The organism is Catellatospora sp. IY07-71 (assembly GCF_018326265.1).
In the GTDB taxonomy this organism is placed as follows: Bacteria; Actinomycetota; Actinomycetes; order Mycobacteriales; family Micromonosporaceae; genus Catellatospora.
Genome location: NZ_AP023360.1, coordinates 6,471,608 through 6,486,873 on the forward strand (window position 1 = coordinate 6,471,608; position 15,266 = coordinate 6,486,873).

The window sequence follows — 15,266 nt, forward strand, 5'->3', positions numbered from 1 at the left end:
GGTGCACGGTCGCGGGGGGTGCTCGCCGATCCCGGGCATGGGAGAACGTCTCCTAACACGACGGAGAAGCGGGGATCGGCATCTCGCCCGCACATCGACACGAGTCTGCATCGGGAGCCGCCGGACGGGGCATCGTCCGAACGGAGGAAAGCGCTTTCCGTCACGCGCAGCCTACGCTGTCGTGATGTCCATCCACGGTCATCACATCGATGCCGCGCCCGGCGGCTTCGTCCAGCGGTGGCGGGCGACGCAGGTGAGCGCCCCGTTCGCCGGGCCGCCAGACCCCGGCGCCCCGCTCACCTGGGGCCAGCGCGCACTGTGGATCGCCATCCGCCGGCACGGCGCCGCGCAGGCCATGTTCAGCCTGCGCCGGGTCGTCGCCGCACCCCGCCGCACCCCGCTCGGCGTACCCGCGGCGCTGCGCGCGGTCGGCGCCCTCGTCGCCCGGCACGGGTCGCTGCGCACCCGCGTCCGCGCGGTGGACGGCGAGCTGCGCCAGGTCGTCGCCGCGCAGGGCGAGCACCCGGTGCTGGTCGTGCCGATCGGCGACGCCACCGCCGACGACGGCGCGGCGCTCGCCCAGCAGCTCGCCGCCGACCTCGCCGCGACCCCGTTCGACCACGCCGAGGAGTGGCCCCAGCGTTTCGCGCTGCTGGTCACGGGCGAGCGCGTGTGCCAGGTCGTCGTCGTGCTGAGCCACACCACCGTCGACTTCCGCGCCGCCGAGCTGGTGCTGCGCGACCTGCGCCTGCTGCTGGTACGCGGCAGCGTGCCCGCCCCCGCCCCGCCCCAGTCGGCCGACATCGCCCGCCTCGAACAGAGCGAGCGGCACCGGCGGCGCTGCGAGCGCGCCGTACGCCACTGGATCGACAGCACGCGGCGGCTGCCCGCCGAGACGCTGCCGGCCGTCGGACCCGCCCTGGTCCCCCGCTTCCGCCGGTGCGTGCTCACCTCACGAGCGGCCGGCCCGGCGGCCCGCGTCATCGCCCGTCGCGCGCAGGTGTCCAGCTCGACCGTGCTGCTCGCGGCCGTCGCCGGGGTGATCACCGCCTGGTCGGGCGAGCCGGTCTGCGGGGTGTACACGATGGTCAACAACAGGTCGGCCGACGACTACCGCGAGGCGATCGCGAAGCTCAACCAGCTCGGCCTGCTGGTGATCGACCTGGGCGACCGGCCGTCGTTCACCGCGGCGCTGCCCCGGGTGTGGCACGCCGCCGTCGAGGCGTACCGGCACGCGTACTACGACCCGGCGGAGATGGCGCGGGCGCACGAGGCCGCCGGGCTGCCCTACGCCACCGGCGTCAACCGGCACTGCTACTTCAACGACATCCGGCTCGCGCCCGAGTCCGAGACCGCCGGCGACACCGCCGACACCATGGACCTGCGTCGTGCCATGGCGGACACGGTCTTCGCGCCGGCCGAGGAGCTGGACACCTTCACCTGGCTGATGCGGGTCGAGGTGATCGACGCGCCGGGCGCGATCGGGCTGGCCGTCACCGGGGACACCGCCCACCTGCCCCCGCCCGTGGCCGAGCGGTTCCTGCGCGACCTGGAACGGCTGCTGGTCGACGCGGCCCTCGGCGACCTGCCGTGGCCCTGGACCGCACCGGCGGACGCCGTCGGCTGACCGCCACCACCGAATCCCCGGCCCGGCTCGTACTACCTGACGGGTTCACCGGAAGGGGCAGCCACGGCAGACGCTTCTCTCTATTGTGGACCGTCGTATTCGAGACCACACGGGAGGACCTGTGAGCGGAGTAGGATCGGGCTCGGCGAGCCCGGGTGCCAAGAGCGCCAATGGGGGCGGCTGCCTGTCCGGCGTCCCGTTGCTGCTCTGCATCGGCGGAGCGGTCTTCGGTGTGCTGATGATCCTGTGCACGGGCGGCAAGCTGGCCGCCGACCAGTCGGGGCCCGGGGTGTGGGTGATCATCGTGAGCATCAGCCTCGGCACCCTGATCGTCGGCTGGGTGATGCGCGGCAGCCAGGCCGCCGGGAAGACCGGCGCCGGGGTGGCGGCGCTGCTGCTGCTCGCCCTTTCGGTCGGGGTGACGCTGGCGGCGGTCACCGGCCTGCTGGTGCGCTGGCAGGCTCCCGCCTCGTACCACGCCCGGGTCGGCACGCTGGTGACCGCGCAGCTGCCCAACGGCTGCGCGGCGGACGTGCCGGCGAAGATCAGGCGCGGCACCCGGATCGACATCGAGTGCGAGGGCGCCCGCTGGCAGGACGCCGGGCAGGACCGGACCGGCACGATCGTGATCGCGAGCGCGGACATGGGCAGCGGCTACCAGGCGCCCGCGCAGATCGACGCCTATGTGATCGACGACAAGGGCTTCAGCGTCGCGGAGGCGGGCCGCCAGCCCAGCATCGGCGGCTGGGGCGCGATGCCGCTGTGGCCGCTGCTGCCCGCGCTGCTCGTGGGCGCCGGGGCCGGATACCTGCTGCGCCGCCTCCGGTGGAGCGCCGACACACCGGCCTGACCGGGCGTCCCTGCCCGCTTCGTGACGTCTGCCGTCGCGGAGCGGGCAGGTCCTGCGGGTGAGCACGGTCGTCCCCCAGGACGACAGCCGCCTCCGCCCCGAGACCGACGATGGTGTCCGTCGCCGGGCTGACGGCAGGAACCAGCGGCTGGGGCAGCATTGCAGGTGTCCAAAGGGGAGGATCGATGTCCAGAAGAACCGTCCATGCCGCCTTCGGCGCGGCTGTCGCCCTCGTCCTGCTGGCCGGGGCCGTGCCCGCCCAGGCCGCCACCGGCACACTGCGCCCGCAGCTGGAGGCGATCACCGCCGCCGGTATGCCGGGCGTGTTCGCCCAGGCCGCCGACGGCCGCCGCCGCGAGTCGGCCGCCGCCGGGGTCGCCGACGTCACCACCGGCGCGCCCACCACGCCGGGTATGCGCCACCGCGTCGGCAGCATCACCAAGACCTTCACCGCGACCGTGCTGCTTCAGCTCGTCGGCGAGGGCCGGCTGCGGCTGGACGCGCCGATCGGCCGCTACCTGCCCGATCATGCCGCGGCCGGGGTCACCGTGCGGATGCTGCTCAACCACACCAGCGGCATCGCCGACTACGACCACGTCATCTTCGCCACCGACACGTCGCTGGAGGAGAACCGCCACCGCACCTTCACCCCGGCCGAGCTGGCCGCGATCGGGCTGGAGCAGCCCCGCACCGGCGAGCCGGGCGCGGCCTGGTCCTACTCGAACACCAACTACATCCTGGCCGGGATGATCCTGGAGCGGATCACCGGGCGGACCGTGGCGCACGAGATCGACAAGCGGATCATCCGCCCGCTGGGCCTGCGCCACACCTATCTGCCCGGCACGGGCACCCGCATCCACGGCCCGCACGCCGCCGCCTACATCCCGTGGTACGAGGGCGTCCTGGCCGACTTCGCCGAGTACAACATGTCCTGGGCGTGGGCCGCCGGGGAGCTGGTGTCCACCACCGGCGATCTCAACACGTTCTACCGCGCGCTGCTGACCGGCCGGCTGCTGCGGCCCGCGCTGCTGGCCCAGATGCAGACCACCGTGCCGTGGGTGCCGGACGCGCCGGAGTACGGCGGCTACGGCCTCGGGCTGTACTCGAACGCGCTCTCCTGCGGGCTGGTGTGGGGACACGACGGGCTCGTGCTGGGCCACAGCACGATCTCCTGGCACACCCCCGACGGCCGCCGCCAGGTCACCGTCGCGCAGAACATGACCCACTACGTCGCGCCCGGGCAGCCCGACCCGATCACCGACGCCACGATCGAGATGATGAACGCGCAGCTGTGCGGCGAGCAGCCGGCCACCGCACGGACGGCGGTCCGCCCGCACCTGGCCGACCAGGCCGTACGCCGCTGAATCCCGGGGTCCGGGCGGCCGCGCCGGCCGCCCGGACAACTGTCTGTGTGATCAGGCGCAGGGAGCCGGGTATGGGAGCGCCATGACTTCCACCCTCGTTCCTGCCGACGTGCCCGCTCCCGGGCTGCCCGGCACCCCGCATGACCCGTCCGGAGACGACGCCACCCGGCTGCGCATCGCCATGGTGGCGCCGCCGTATTTCGACATCCCACCGGCGGGATACGGCGGCATCGAGGCGGTCCTGGCCGACCTGAGCAACGCGCTGGTCGCCGCGGGCCACCGGGTCACCCTGGTCGCCGCGGGCCGCGACGGCACCCGAGCCGACTTCCGCCCGGTGCTGCCCGCCGCCGTCCCGGAGCGGCTCGGCGAGCCCGGCCCGGAGATCATCTACGCGGCGCAGGCGCGGCGCGTGGTCGAGCAGCTGGCCGCCGAGGACGCGATCGACCTGGTACACGACCACACGTTCGCCGGTCCGCTCAACGCCCCGGCGTACGCGAACCTCGGCCTGCCCACCGTGGCCACCGTGCACGGGCCGGTGAACTCCGAGCTGCGCGACTACTACCGGGCCCTGGGCGCGGACCTGCCGCTCATCGCGATCAGCAACCGGCAGCGGGCGCTGGCCCCGGAGCTGCACTGGATCGACACGGTGCACAACGGCCTCGACCCGGCCGACTGGCCGTTCCAGCTGATCAAGGGCGACTACGCGCTGTTCCTGGGCAGGTTCAGCCCGGACAAGGGCGCGCACACCGCGGTCACCGCCGCGCACGAGGCGGGGCTGCCGATCATCCTGGCCGGCAAGTGCAACGAGCCGCCCGAGCGCCGCTACTTCACCGAGCAGGTCGAGCCGCTGCTCGGCCCCCGGGACCGCATGTTCGGCCCCGCCGACGCGAAGGCCAAGCGCGAGCTGCTCGCCAATGCCCGCTGCCTGCTGTTCCCGGTGCAGTGGGAGGAGCCGTTCGGCATGGTGATGATCGAGTCGATGGTGTGCGGCACGCCGGTGGTGGCGCTGCGCGCCGGTGCGGTGCCGGAGGTGCTGGACGACCGGGTCACGGGTCTCATCTGCGACGACCCGGGTGAGCTGCCGCAGGCACTGGCCGACGTCAGGGAGCTCGACCCCGCCGACTGCCGCGCCCACGTGGTGCGCAACTTCAGCGCCAAGCACATGGCGCTGGGGTACGCGCGGGCGTACCGCCGTGCGCTCACCTCGTTCGAGACGCCGCTCTACATCACCACGCCCTGATCAAAGCTCCCACCATGCTCTGCTGCCGGCATGGTGGGAGCTTGATCATGGAAGCAGCCGGTCAGCGGCCGGAGCGGCCGCGGTTGAAGCTGAGCCTGGAGCTGAGTTTGGCGCCGAGCTTGGGCTTGATCTTGGTCTTGGGCTTGGGGCTCGGTTTGGGGCTCGGCTCGGGTGCGTCGCGGCGGCCTTCGAGGCGGCGCTGCTCGCGCTGGGCCTCGGCGTAGGTCTCGCGCTCGCGGGTCAGCCACTCCGGCGGGTCGGCGGCCAGCGCGGCGATCTCCTCGCTGGTGAGCGCCTCGGTGATGCCCGCACGGGCCAGGCCGCTGTTGGACACGCGCAGCCGCGCGGCCACCACGGAACGCGGGTGCGGGCCGTTGCGGCGCAGGTCGGTGAGCCACTGGGGCGGGTTCTGCTGGAGCTCGTCGAACTCCTCGCGGGACACCATGCCCTCCTGGAACTCCCGAGGCGTGGCCGGCAGGTACACGTCCAGCTTCTGCGCCGCCGTGGCGGGCTTCATCACCTGGGGCTTCTTAGGCTTGCTCACCGCGTCAGGATAGCGGCCGCCCGATGGGTGGGACCTTTCACCCGGGCCGCAGGGTGCCTACGGTCACGTGCCCCGAGATCGGCGGCCGGTACGCTGGGGCCGTGCCCGCCGAGAATGACCTGCCCAACGTGTTCCGTCTGGTGGTCGTGCCCGGCGTCACCCCCGACAAGTGGGCCCGCGTCTGGTCGGAGCGGCTGCCGGACGTCTCGCTGGAGCTGGTGCCCGCCACCGCCGCCGACGCCGCCGCGCTGCTGCGCGAGCAGGCCGACGCCGGGCTGCTCCGGCTGCCGGTCGACCCGGACGCCTGCCACGCCATCCCGCTCTACACCGAGACCACCGTCGTCGTGGTGCACCGTGAGCACCTGCTCGCCGCCGCGGACGAGGTCACCGTCGCCGAGCTGGCCGACGAGACCGTGCTGTGGCCGCTGGACGACGTGCTCGGCTGGCCCGGCACCCCGGCGGCGCCCGCTCCCGTGGCCGACTACCGCCCCGAGACCACGGCCGAGGCCGTCGAGCTGGTCGCGGCGAGCGTCGGCGTGCTGCTCGTGCCGCAGTCCCTGGCCCGGGCCCACCACCGCCGCGACCTCACCTACCGCGTGGTCACCGACGCCCCCACCGCCTCGATCGGGCTGGCGTGGGACCGCGACCGGCACACCGACCTGGTCGAGGAGATGATCGGCATCGTCCGCGGCCGGACCGCGAACAGCACCCGGGGCCGCGGCCCCGCCCCGGCCGACAAACCGGCGCCCGGCAAGCCACCGGCCGCGAAGGCACCGGTCAAGGCCGCCGGCCGCGCCACACCAGGCCGGGATGGCGGACGCCGCGGAGCCGCCGCCCCGCGCACCCCGGCGAAGAAGCGGCGGGGCCGCTGAGCGCGGCTCAGCCGCGAGCCGCGCCGGTGAGCAGGTAGTCGTCGGTCTCGTTGTCCCAGCGCAGGTCCACGGCCCCGGCCGTCGCCGCCGCCTTGCAGAACTGCAGGAAGCTCCGGTAGCCGAGCTTCTTCTCGCTGAAGTCCGGCTGCACCCGGCGCAGCTGGTTCTTCAGCCCGGACAGCGCCACCGGGCCGGCGTTGCGGTCCAGGTCGGCGACGACCGACCGGAGCAGGCCGAACGCGGTCTCCCGCTCGCCGTGCTCGGGCAGTGTCACCTCGGGGTCTCCCTTGGCGGGCCCCTCCCCCAGCTCGACGACGTTGCGCTCGGCGAGGTGGCGCAGCAGCTCACCGAACGTGCGGAAGCCGAAGTCGCCCTCGTTGAACGTCGGGTCCTTGCGCAGCAGGGTGCGCTTGAGCGTGGACGCGCTCACCGTGCCCCCGGAACTGCCCTGCAGGCCCGCGACCGTCTGCGCGACCAGCACCGCGAGGGCGTCCGCGTCGCGGCCGGGCCCCTCCGGAGCCGCCACCGGTTCGACTTCCTGCTCCAGCGGCGGCGGTGCGGTCTCCGGCTGGCGGGCCGCGGCGGTGGGGGTACGCCCACCGCGGCTGCGCGCCGGACGGATCTCCACGCCTTCGAGCCGGTCGTAGTAGAGGAACTCGTCGCACGCGGGCGGCAGCAGGGCCGAGGTGGAGTGTTCCACGCCGACGCCGATGACCCGCTTGTTCAGCTCGCGGAGCTTGTGGACCAGCGGGGTGAAGTCGCTGTCGCCGGTGCCGAACACGAAGGTGGAGATGTAGTCGCGTTCGAAGGCCAGCTGCAGGGCGTCGACGGCCATCTTGATGTCGGCGGCGTTCTTGCGCGAGGCGCCCATCTTCTGCGGAATGTCGATCAGCTCCACGTGCGACCGCGTGAGCAGGCGCCGGTCCTCGTCGAAGTACGACCAGTCGGCGTAGGCGCGGCGCACCACGACCCGCCCGCGTTCGGCGAGCGCGTCGGTGATCGGCCTGAGGTCGAAGGTCATGCCGCCGAGATGCTCCCGCGCGCCGATGGCGAGGTTCTCGTAGTCCAGGAACAGGGCGATGCGATCCTCTTGATCCACGCACCCAGCCTACCGAGGTGTGGCGGGCCGGAGTGGCACCCCCGGCCCGCCACGGGCGGATCAGTAGAGCAGGAAGGGGCGGCGCTGCTGCTCGAACGCGGCCAGCTCCGCCGACCAGGCGCCCACCACGTCGGCCACGTCGGCTCCGGCGTCGATCATGGTGCGCAGCCGGGTCGAGCCGGTGAGCTTGTCCACCCAGTACGGCCGGACCGGGTCGTAGGAGTCCGCGCGCCACGCGAACGCCGGGTACTTGCGCGCCTCGACCAGCATCGCCACGGCGGTGCGGATCGGGTCGTACGCCGCCCGGTCGGTCACCTTGACCTCGACGCCCGCGCACAGCTTGTTCAGCAGCGGCGGGTGGTGCCCGGCGATCGTCGGCACGAAGTACGCCTCCCGGAACCGCACGCCCGGCAGCTCGCGGGCGTTGAGCCGGTCCGCCCAGTGGTGGTCGAAGTCGGTGGCCAGCCCGCCCACCAGCTCGAACGGGCGGGTGGTGCCCCGGCCCTCGCTGATCGAGGAGACGCCCTCGAACAGGCCCGTACCCGGGTAGACCAGCGCGGTGTCCGGGGTGGGCATGTTGGGGCTGGGCATCACCCACGGCACGTCGGTGTCGGCGGCGAACATGTCCCGCTTCCAGTGGCGGCAGGTCACCACCTCCAGATCCACCGCGCGCCCGGCCTCGGCGGGCAGGAACACGGCGTTGAAGTAGCGCGCCAGCTCGCCGACGGTCATGCCGTGCTGCTGGATGATCTCCTTGAGGCCCACACCCGAGGTGAACGGGGCGGTCATCATCGGCCCGTAGGCCCGGCCGCCGATCGGGTTCGGCCGGTCGAGCACGACGTACCGCCTGCCCAGCCGGGCGGCCGCGCACATCGAGACGTACATGGTCCAGATGTAGGTGTAGAAGCGGACCCCGACGTCCTGGATGTCGAACACGACGGTGTCCACCCCGGCCCGGGTGATCAGCTCCTCCCACTTGGCCTGCGAGGCGCCGTACGCGTCGTACACGGTGATGCCGGTGCGGGCGTCGACGCCGGTGCCCTCGCTGCCGCCGGCCTGCGCCGAGCCGCGGAAGCCGTGCTCGGGGCCGAACGCCGCGACCAGGTTCACCCGGCCCGACTCGTGGATGAGGTCGACCAGGTGGCGGTAGTCGGCGTCCACGCCGGTCGGGTTCGACACGACGCCGACCCGCTGCCCGGCCAGCACCGCGAAGTCACCGGCGACCAGCCGGTCCAGTCCGGTCTGGACGCGGCGGGGCTTCGGCGCGGCGCCGGCGGGCAGCGCCAGCCCCGTCGCCCCGAGCGCGCCCGCCGCGGCCGCTCCGGTGAGCAGATTCCTGCGTTCCAAGGGGTCCTCCTACCAGGTGATGCGGTGACCGATGGGGTAGAGCGCGGTGCCGGGGTCGCCGGCGGCGACGATGGTGACCGGCAGGCGCCCCTGCGGGGACAGCTCGCCGTGCAGCGCCCGGACCAGGGTGTCCATCGCGGCCGGGGTGTAGGTGTACGCCGCCAGATAGGTGCTCACGCCCGGCAGGTATGCGATGTCGTACGGGTCGCGCACAGCGACGACGACCACCGGGCGGCCGGTGGCCAGCAGCGCGGCGACCAGGCGCTGCTGGCTGGCGCGCGGGTCGCCGACGGAGGTGTCCCAGGCCTTGTTGACCAGCACCACGGTGAGATCGTGCGCGGCCGCCTGCACGGCGGCGTTCGCGATCGCCTGGTCGGACGGCAGCGTCGCGGGCAGCGCGGTGGTGCGCGAACCGCGGTCGGCGAAGCCCTTCGCCAGGTTGCCGATCGGGTTGAAGGCGGCGTTGTTCCAGCCGGTGACCAGCACGGACCGGTCCGTCCCGGACAGCGGCAGCAGCCCGGCGTCGTTGCGTACGGCGGTCAGCGTCTGGTCGGTGACCTGGGCGACCGTGGCCAGATGCGGCGCGGAGCCGACCGTGGCGACGGCCGCGTCGGCGTCGACCTGCTGCGGCCGGGCCAGGCCCTGGCGGTACTTGAGCGCCAGGATGCGGCGCACCGACTCGTCGATGCGGCGCTCGGTCAGCTCGCCGTCGCGCACGGCCTGGAGCACCGAGCGGTAGGCCAGGTCGAGGTCTGGCGGCATGAGCAGCTGGTCCGCCCCGGCCTTCAGCGCGAGCACGGGCACGCGGGCGTCGCCGTACCTGGTCCGTACCCCGGCCATGTTGAGCGCGTCGGTGACGACCACGCCCCGGTAGCCGAGCTGCCCGCGCAGCACGCCGTCGAGGATGACCGGCGACAGGGTGGCGGGATCGCCCGACGGGTCGAGCGCGGGGACGACGATGTGCGCGGTCATGATCGAGTCCACGCCCGCGGCGATGGCCGCCCGGAACGCCGGGGCGTCGATCTGCTCCCACTGCTCCCGGGTGTGGTGGATGACGGGCAGGCCGGTGTGGCTGTCGGTCGCGGTGTCGCCGTGGCCGGGGAAGTGCTTGGCCACGGCGGTGACCCCGGCGTCCTGCTCGAACCCGGCGACCTGTGCCCGGGTCAGCTCGGCGACCAGCGCCGGGTCCGCGCCGAAGGAGCGCACCCCGATCACCGGGTTGGCCGGGTTGACGTTGACGTCGGCGATCGGCGCGTAGGGCTGGCGGATGCCGACGGCGGCCAGCTCACGTCCGGTGATCGCGGCGGCGAGCCGGGCCGCGGCGTCCGAGCGCGACGCGCCCAGCGCCATCGCGCCGGGGAACTGCGCCGAGGGGGCGGGCATCCGCTGCACCACGCCCTGCTCCTGGTCGGTGGAGATGAGCAGCGGCACCTCGCCCTTGGCCCCGGTGCCGACGGCGGCGGCCTGCAGGCCGTTGGACAGGGTCGCGATCTGCCGCACGTTGTCGAGGTTGTGCGACCAGGCGAAGTAGACGACGCCGCCGAGGTGGTAGCGGTCGACGACCTCGGCCGGGGTCTCCACCCCGAACGCCGTCCGGTTGGCCGTACGGTCGCCCGCGGCGGGATTCACCGCGTCGTTGCCGTAGACGTAGGTGACGAACAGCTGGCCGACCTTCTGTTCCAGGCTCATGTGCCGCAGCGTCGAGGTCACCCAGCCGTGCTCGGCGTTGGGCGGGCGGGCCGGTTCGGCGTATCCGGCGCTGGGGAGCAGGATCGCCACGGCCGCGACGGCGGTGACAAATTTCCTCATCGACGACCTCCTGAGAGAGTTGTCCGCTTGTTGAAAGTTAGCTACGTCTCACAGCAAGGTCAAGAAGCTAACTTTCAGTAGCCGGACATGATGAGGCCGGGTGTCGCCGAGATGCGGGACGGGCCGGGGTTATCCGGTGCGGCGCGCCGGCCAGAGATCCGTGGTCAGCTTCTGCTCGACCACGCCGCCGTGCGCGTCGACCAGGTCGGCCAGGGCCGCGTGCAGGCGGACGCGCTGCGGCTCGGGCAGCATCCGATGTGGGGAGAACGTGGTCAGCAGGGTCAGATAGCGGGCGGTGGCATACGGCACCACCGTGACCACCTGCTGCAGCTCGACGCCGGTGAACCACGGTGACCCGCGCAGCTCCTCCGGGCGGAACGCGCCGGGATGCCGCACTAGCGCCCCGAGGGCCGGTGATACCGGGACGTCCGGTGCCGCCCGAACATGCGCACCGGCCCGTCCGGCTGCTGGCCGCCGGTCTGCTCGCGGGCCTGATACATCGCGGTGTCCGCGCGGGCGATCAGCTCCTCGACGCTGCCGGGCGTGTGGTGGTCGAAGACCGTCGCCCCCACCGTGACGGCGAGCCGCTGCTCTTGCGGGACGGACTCGTTGTGCCGGGCGACCTGGTCGCGCAGCCGGGCCGCCCACAGGTCGGCGTCGGCGAGCGTGCCCGCCTCGGTCAGCAGCACGCAGAACTCGTCGCCGCCGATCCGGCCGAGCACGTCGCGGCGGCGGATGTTCGCCCGCAGCAGCCGGGCGGTAGCGCGCAAAGCCTCGTCGCCGACGCTGTGCCCGTGCGAATCGTTGATGCGCTTGAGCCCGTCGAGGTCGATGAAGAGCAGAACCCCCGGCCGGTGGGCCTCGCGCGCGGACGCGATCTCGGTGCGGGCCGCCAGCAGGAAGCCGCGGCGGTTGTTGACGCCGGTCAGCTCGTCGATGACCGAGAGCTGGCGCAGCTCCTCCGCCATCTCGCGTTCGTCGGTGATGTCGGCGAACGCGGTGAGCACGTACTGCACCTGCTCGCCGTCGCGGATCGGGGTGGCCACCACCCGCAGGTGGCGGCGCTGCGCATCGCGCTCGACCGCCATGTCGTCGACGCTCGCGACGTGTCCCTGCCGGGCCTTGTTGATCGGGAACCGGTCCGGCGGGAACGGCTCGCCGGTGCCGCTGGTGTAGAGGTTGGGCAGCTGGTCGGGCGAGGTGAACCGGCTGGGGTCGTAGCCGAGGATGCGCCGGGCCACGCCGTTGACGTACACCGGCTGACCGGTGCCGGCCTCGCGCACGTCCACCCCGACGGGTATCGCGTCCAGGAACCGCTGGAGCCTGCCCTGCTCCCGGCGCCCCGACGCGACGATCTTCGAGAGCAGATCGCTCACCCGCAGCATGAGCAGCACGAACATGATCGCGGAGGCGCACGCCAGCACGATGGGCTCGATCCGCTGCCCGTGGCGCACCGACTGCACGACCAGCACCGGCACCGCCAGCCCGCACAGCGCCAGCGCCAGCAGCCTGACCCACCCCGCCGCATGGGCCTCCTCCCGCTCACCGGCGACCCGGCGCATCGTCGGGTGCAGCGCGGCCACCCCGAGGAACAGGAACGACAGCAGGTAGCCCAGGAACGACAGATCACCGTCCTGCTCCACCCCCTGGACCTGCTCGATGCCGTAGAACGAGTCGGCCACGAACAGCGAGGCGGCCCAGCCGGCCAGCGCCAGCAGCGAGGCACACGGTCTCGCGGTGCCGAAGAACAGCCGGATCGCCAGCACCAGGAAGATCATGTCGAAGAAGGGGTAGACCCCGGCGAGGATCTGCGCGTAGCGGGACAGCTGCGTCGCGTCGAGCAGCGGCGCGATGACCAGCACGAAGTTGATGCTGGTGAAGGCGATGGTGACGATGAGGGCGTCGAGCAGCGCCGACCAGTCCCCACCGGCGCGCCGGGCACGGATGAGCTGGAGCAGTGCTATGGCGCTGAGCAGGTAGGACAGCAGGTAGATCTCGGCGGCGGGCGACGGGAAGACGGTCTGCAACTGCTCGGCGGCCGGCGCGACGTACCAGTACACGTTCCCGATCAGGTACAGCACCTGTCCGGCGGCGAGCAGGCTCCACGCCAGGGTGCGGGCGGGCCGGTGCAGGCGTATGCCGGTCAGGATCGCCACGACGGCGGCCAGGTTGGCGCCCGCGAAGATGAGCGACTGGGCGAATCCGTGGTCCGCCGCGAGGACGTACGCGACGATGAGCGCGAAGGACAGGCCCAGATGACCCACCCACACCCAGTCCCGGATGTGGTGGCGCCGTCGCTGGCTGATGTCGCTCACGGCAGCGCCGGAGCCTGCGTCTGCGGACATTCGGTATGCCTCCGACCACGGCCGTCTTGCCCCCAGCATGCCCCACTCACAGTGAGGGACCAAATGTGACAAAACAGACCACATGGTGACATCCGCGCTCCGGTGAGCCATTGCCCGCGTGCGCCGGCCGACTAGCGTGAGGCCATGACCGGGTTTCTGATCGCTGTCATCGTGCTGCTCGCCTGCGCGCTCGGCCTGGCGCTCGCCCGCCGGGGCCGCGCCGGCTCGCCGGACCTGGTCCAGTCCGCGCTGGCCGCCCGCGCGGCGGCGCCTGCCCGCACCATCGTTCCGGCGGACTCCGACGCCCTTTCCCAGCAGGTGTGGCTGCTGATGAGCCAGGGCAGAAAGATCCACGCGGTGAAGTTGTGGCGGGAGGCCACCGGCGTCCCCCTCGCCGACGCGGTACGCGCCGTCGAGCGGATCGCGGCCGGCGGCGCACCCCCACGGCAGCTCGCACCCGCTGATCCGCAGCTCGCCGCCCTGCTCGGCCCGCAGGTGCTGGCCGACGCGCAGCAGCTCAAACGGCAGGGCCGCGCGATCCAGGCGATCAAGCTGGTCCGCGAGCAGACCGGCGTCACCCTGCGCGAAGCCAAGGATTTCGTCGACCACCTCCGGTGACCGCAGCGACCCCCACGGGTGGCGACAGCAAGGGAAGGGCTTGCTCACCGGAGGGACGGGACGCCGCCGAGCCGCTTGCGCGCGGCGTCCCACCCGGAACGCTCCGGCAGGTAGACCCGCGGCGCGGTGTGGGCTCGCAGCAGCGCGCGCAGGCCGGTCAGCGCGCCGTGCACCGCACCCAGGGCCCTGGCCTGCACCAGGGCGTTGCCCAGCGCGGTCGCCTCGACCGGGCCCGCGACCACCGGCAGCCCGCACGCGTCGGCGGTGAGCCGGCACAGCAGCTCGTTGCGCGCGCCCCCGCCCACCACGTGCACCACCTCGACCGGCCGCCCGGCCAGCTCCTGGGCCTGCTCGACCGCGCGGGCATGGGCCAGGGCCAGGCTCTCCAGGATGCAGCGCACCAGCGCGGGACGGGAGGCGGGCACCGGCTGGCCGGTGCGGCGGCAGAACGCGGCGATCCGGCCCGGCATGTCGCCCGGCGGCAGGAACGCCGCGTCGTCCGGATCGACCAGGCTCACGAACCCCGGCTCCCGCTCGGCGGCGGCGAGCAGCTCGGCCAGGTCGGCGGGCTCGCCCTGCTCCTGCCAGCCGCGCAGGCACTCCTGCAGCAGCCACAGACCCATCACGTTGCGCAGGTAGCGCACCGTGCCGTCGACCCCGGCCTCGTTGGTGAACCCGGCCCGGTGGCTCGCCGCGGTGCGCACCGGCGCGTCCAGTTCCAGGCCGACCAGTGACCAGGTACCGCACGAGATGTACGCGAAGCGCTCGCCCTGGGCCGGGACGCCGACCACGGCCGACGCGGTGTCGTGCGAGCCGACCGCCAGCACCGGCACCGTCACGTCCAGACCGGTCCGGGCGGCCGCGTCCGGCGTCAGCGTGCCGATCCGGTCGCCCGGCCGCCACAGCGGCGGCAGGGCCCCGGGTGCCAGCCCGACGGCGGTGGCCAGCTCTGCCGACCAGGTGCCGGTCCCGGCGTCGAGCAGCCCGGTGGTGGACGCGTTGGTCAGCTCCGCGCCCTGCTGGCCGGTCAGCCAGTAGGCGAGCAGGTCGGGGATCAGCAGCAGCCGGTGCGCCGCCGCCGCGGCCGGGGTGCCTTGCGCGGCGGCGACCTGGTAGATCGTGTTGAACGGCAGCTGCTGCACACCCGTGAGCTCGTACAGGCGCTCCGCGCCGAGCTGGTCGTGCACCCGCTCCGGCACCCCCTCGGTGCGCCGGTCGCGGTAGCAGACCGGATTGCCGATCAGCGCGCCGGTGGCGTCGAGCAGCCCGTAGTCCACGGCCCACGAGTCGATGCCGATGCCGTCCAGGCCACACTCCGGTCCCCCGGCGGCGCGGGCCGCCCGGCCCGCCTCGCGCAGCCCGGCGAGCACGCCGCGGTACAGCGCGAGCACGTCCCAGTGCAGGGTCGGGCCGAGCTGGACCGGCTCGTTGGCGAACCGGTGCACCTCGGTCAGGTCGAGCCGGTCCGGGCCGACCCGGGCCAGCATCACGCGGCCGCTCGCGGCGCCCAGGTCGGCGGCGGCGACGGTGGCGACGGTCATCGCGGGGTCC

At 73.3% G+C, this 15,266-nt stretch carries 13 protein-coding genes; 6 read left to right on the forward strand and 7 right to left on the reverse strand.

Annotated features, from left to right (window positions below; all coding sequences use genetic code 11):
• The first annotated feature begins 184 nt into the window (after window positions 1–184).
• From CS0771_RS28835 to CS0771_RS28850, 4 genes are all read left to right on the forward strand, one after another.
• Window positions 185–1,627 (forward strand): condensation domain-containing protein, encoded by a 1,443-nt coding sequence (locus tag CS0771_RS28835; protein WP_212843927.1) that lies wholly within the window; start codon window positions 185–187, stop codon window positions 1,625–1,627.
• A gap of 121 nt (window positions 1,628–1,748) precedes the next feature.
• Window positions 1,749–2,477 (forward strand): hypothetical protein, encoded by a 729-nt coding sequence (locus CS0771_RS28840; RefSeq protein ID WP_212843928.1) that lies wholly within the window; start codon window positions 1,749–1,751, stop codon window positions 2,475–2,477.
• A gap of 185 nt (window positions 2,478–2,662) precedes the next feature.
• Window positions 2,663–3,841 (forward strand): serine hydrolase, encoded by a 1,179-nt coding sequence (locus tag CS0771_RS28845; protein WP_244871093.1) that lies wholly within the window; start codon window positions 2,663–2,665, stop codon window positions 3,839–3,841.
• A gap of 82 nt (window positions 3,842–3,923) precedes the next feature.
• Window positions 3,924–5,081 (forward strand): glycosyltransferase family 4 protein, encoded by a 1,158-nt coding sequence (locus CS0771_RS28850; protein WP_244871094.1) that lies wholly within the window; start codon window positions 3,924–3,926, stop codon window positions 5,079–5,081.
• Between the two features lie 61 nt (window positions 5,082–5,142).
• Here the strand turns inward: CS0771_RS28850 and CS0771_RS28855 are convergent, their stop codons facing one another.
• On the reverse strand, window positions 5,143–5,625 hold the full coding sequence (locus CS0771_RS28855; RefSeq protein WP_244871095.1) for a DUF5997 family protein: 483 nt from the start codon (window positions 5,623–5,625) through the stop codon (window positions 5,143–5,145).
• 101 nt (window positions 5,626–5,726) lie between these two features.
• Between CS0771_RS28855 and CS0771_RS28860 the strand changes: the two genes are divergently transcribed.
• Window positions 5,727–6,497, forward strand: a complete 771-nt coding sequence (locus tag CS0771_RS28860) for a LysR family substrate-binding domain-containing protein (protein WP_244871096.1) — start codon at window positions 5,727–5,729, stop codon at window positions 6,495–6,497.
• Between the two features lie 7 nt (window positions 6,498–6,504).
• Here the strand turns inward: CS0771_RS28860 and CS0771_RS28865 are convergent, their stop codons facing one another.
• The 5 genes from CS0771_RS28865 to CS0771_RS28885 form a co-directional block, all read right to left on the reverse strand.
• Window positions 6,505–7,596 (reverse strand): PIN domain-containing protein, encoded by a 1,092-nt coding sequence (locus CS0771_RS28865; RefSeq protein ID WP_212843930.1) that lies wholly within the window; start codon window positions 7,594–7,596, stop codon window positions 6,505–6,507.
• Window positions 7,597–7,656: 60 nt separating this feature from the next.
• Entirely contained in the window at window positions 7,657–8,943 is a 1,287-nt protein-coding gene (locus tag CS0771_RS28870) for an exo-beta-N-acetylmuramidase NamZ domain-containing protein (protein WP_244871097.1), read from the reverse strand.
• 9 nt (window positions 8,944–8,952) lie between these two features.
• Entirely contained in the window at window positions 8,953–10,752 is a 1,800-nt protein-coding gene (locus CS0771_RS28875; protein WP_212843931.1) for a glycoside hydrolase family 3 protein, read from the reverse strand.
• 129 nt (window positions 10,753–10,881) lie between these two features.
• On the reverse strand, window positions 10,882–11,148 hold the full coding sequence (locus CS0771_RS28880) for a hypothetical protein (protein ID WP_212843932.1): 267 nt from the start codon (window positions 11,146–11,148) through the stop codon (window positions 10,882–10,884).
• Window positions 11,148–13,097, reverse strand: coding sequence for a diguanylate cyclase (locus CS0771_RS28885; RefSeq protein ID WP_212843933.1), 1,950 nt, complete (start codon window positions 13,095–13,097; stop codon window positions 11,148–11,150). Before CS0771_RS28885 ends, CS0771_RS28880 begins: the two co-directional genes overlap by 1 nt.
• Window positions 13,098–13,241: 144 nt before the next feature.
• Between CS0771_RS28885 and CS0771_RS28890 the strand changes: the two genes are divergently transcribed.
• Window positions 13,242–13,715 (forward strand): hypothetical protein, encoded by a 474-nt coding sequence (locus CS0771_RS28890; RefSeq protein ID WP_212843934.1) that lies wholly within the window; start codon window positions 13,242–13,244, stop codon window positions 13,713–13,715.
• Window positions 13,716–13,759: 44 nt separating this feature from the next.
• Here the strand turns inward: CS0771_RS28890 and CS0771_RS28895 are convergent, their stop codons facing one another.
• On the reverse strand, window positions 13,760–15,256 hold the full coding sequence (locus CS0771_RS28895) for a rhamnulokinase family protein (protein WP_212843935.1): 1,497 nt from the start codon (window positions 15,254–15,256) through the stop codon (window positions 13,760–13,762).
• Window positions 15,257–15,266 lie beyond the last annotated feature (10 nt).